Origin of the sequence: Mesorhizobium sp. M7A.F.Ca.MR.245.00.0.0 (assembly GCF_003997415.1) — a bacterium.
Lineage (GTDB): Bacteria > Pseudomonadota > Alphaproteobacteria > Rhizobiales > Rhizobiaceae > Mesorhizobium.
This window is the reverse complement of the sequence record NZ_RZTE01000090.1, coordinates 1-2,362: the sequence shown is the minus strand read 5'-3', so window position 1 is coordinate 2,362 and position 2,362 is coordinate 1. Positions and strand designations below refer to the sequence as shown.

1 protein-coding gene is annotated in these 2,362 nt (G+C 67.1%); it reads left to right on the top strand.

All coding sequences use genetic code 11. The features are described 5' to 3' along the window. Positions 1 to 177 precede the first annotated feature (177 nt). Positions 178 to 2,268: a penicillin-binding protein 1C gene (gene pbpC / locus EOB80_RS34125; RefSeq protein WP_127332371.1), complete on the top strand. Its 2,091-nt coding sequence runs from the start codon at positions 178 to 180 to the stop codon at positions 2,266 to 2,268. Positions 2,269 to 2,362: the final 94 nt, after the last annotated feature.

Here is a 2,362-nt window from a genome sequence, read left to right as displayed (position 1 = left end):
GCCCCTCATTGCCCTGCCGGGCATTTCTCCCCGTATAGTGACGGGGAGAAAGAGGCCTGCTACAAAGCTTTCGCCATCTTTGAACGTTGCTGGAAAAGCGCCAAGGGCCATGACAGCACCCTTCTCCCCGTCACTATACGGGGAGAAGGTGGCGGCAGCCGGATGAGGGGCGGCGCCATGCTTTCCAAGAAGTTCCTTCGTCGCACGGCCGTTGCAGGAGCCTCCCTCATTGGACTCACCGCAATTGCCGCCACCACCCTCTGGGCGCTCGACCACGCCTTCCCGCCCCCGCTTCCAGCCGAACTGACGGTCTCCACCGAAGTCCAGGACCGCGACGGCGAATTGTTGCGCGCCTTCGCCACGCCGGACGGTTACTGGCGGCTCGAAACCCGCCTCGACCAGGTCGACAAGCAGTTCGTCGACATGCTGGTCACCTACGAAGACAAGCGTTTCTGGGACCATGAAGGTGTCGACATACTGGCGCTGGCCCGCGCCGCCGGCCAGTTCGCCACCAGCGGCCGCATCGTCTCCGGCGGCTCGACGCTTTCGATGCAGCTTGCCCGGCTGATCGAGCCGCGCGAAAGCCGCAGCCTCGGCTCCAAGGTCAAGCAGATGCTGCGCGCCATCCAGATAGAGCGGCGGCTGTCGAAACGCGAAATCCTCGAACGCTACCTGACGCTGGCGCCTTATGGCGGCAATCTGGAAGGCGTGCGCGCCGCCTCGCTCGCCTATTTCGGCAAGGAGCCGAAACGGCTCACCGTTTCCGAGGCCGCCCTGCTCGTCGCTCTGCCGCAGCTGCCGGAAAAGCGCCGGCCCGACCGCAATTTGAAGATCGCCCACGCCGCCCGCGACCGGGTGCTGACCCGAATGGTCTCCTCCCGCCTGCTCGGCGAGCGCGAGGCCGCACGGGCCGCCCTCGACGATGTCTCGGACCTGCGCCGCACGCTGCCGGCGCTCGCCGCGCACGCCGCCTATGCGATGTTGCCCAAGGCCGTCCCCGGCCAGCCCTTGCGGCTGACGATCCGCAAGAGCGTCCAGGAGGGGCTGGAACAGGTGGCGAGGGACGCGGCCACCAAGCTCGGCCCCCGCCTGTCGGTCGCTATGGTGCTGGCCGACTCCCGCACCGGCGACATCCTTGGCGAAGTCGGCTCGGCCAATTTCTTCGACGCCAGCCGCTCCGGCTGGATCGACATGACAAAGATCGTCCGCTCGCCAGGCTCGACGCTAAAGCCCTTCATCTACGGTTTGGCCTTCGAACAGGGCCTGGTGGCGCAGGAAACGCTGATCGACGACAGCCCCGTCGATTTCTCCGGCTACCGGCCGAAGAATTTCGACATGGGCTACCAGGGCGATGTCAGCATCCGGCAAGCGCTGCAATTGTCGCTCAATGTGCCGGCGATCCGCGTGCTCGACGCGGTCGGGCCAACGCGGCTGATGGCGCGCTTCCGCCAGGCCGGCGTCAGCCCCATACTGCCGGTCAACGAAGCCCCGGGCCTGGCCATCGGTCTTGGCGGCGTCGGGGTGACATTGCGCGACCTCGTCCAGCTCTACACAGGGCTCGCCAATGGCGGCAAGACGCACACGCTGCATGACGGCACCGAGCCTGCCGATGCCGAGCGCACCAGCGCCACCATCCTCGACGGTCAGGCCAACTGGCAGATCATCGACATATTGTCGGGCGTCAAGCCGCCCGAGGGTGCCTTGCAGCGCGGCATCGCCTACAAGACCGGCACGTCCTACGGATACCGCGACGCCTGGTCGGTCGGCTTCGACGGCCGCTATGTGCTGGGCGTCTGGGTCGGCCGCCCGGATGCCGGCGCGGTGCCCGGCCTTTCCGGCTATGTCTCGGCCGCTCCCATCCTGTTCGAGGGTTTTGTCCGCTCGGGCCTCGCCACCGTCCCCTTGCCGGGCAAACCGCCCGGCATGTTCAGCCCCAGACGCGAGGACCTGCCGGTGACGCTCGCCCGCTTCGGCGCCGGGTCGGATGGCCTGGTGCAGGCGACGGTGAGCGAACCCGCACCGACCATCATCTTCCCGCCTGACGGCGCCCGCGTCGATCTCGGCACCAATTCGGCCGACGCCTCGCCACTGGTGCTGAAGCTGCAAGGCGGCCGTGCGCCGTTCCGCTGGCTCGCCAACGGCAAGCCGCTGGCAGGCATCGATCGTCGCCGCACCGCGACCTGGCAGCCCGACGGCGCCGGCTATTCGACGCTGACCGTCATCGACGCCGCAGGGCGTGCGGCGAGTGTGAAGGTGTTTGTCGAATAGACGGCTGCAAGCGATTCATAGGCTTAGCTTTCCAAGGCAGAGGATAGCAGACACTTGCCCATGGTTGTTCCAAGGCACCCCCCTCTGCCCTGCC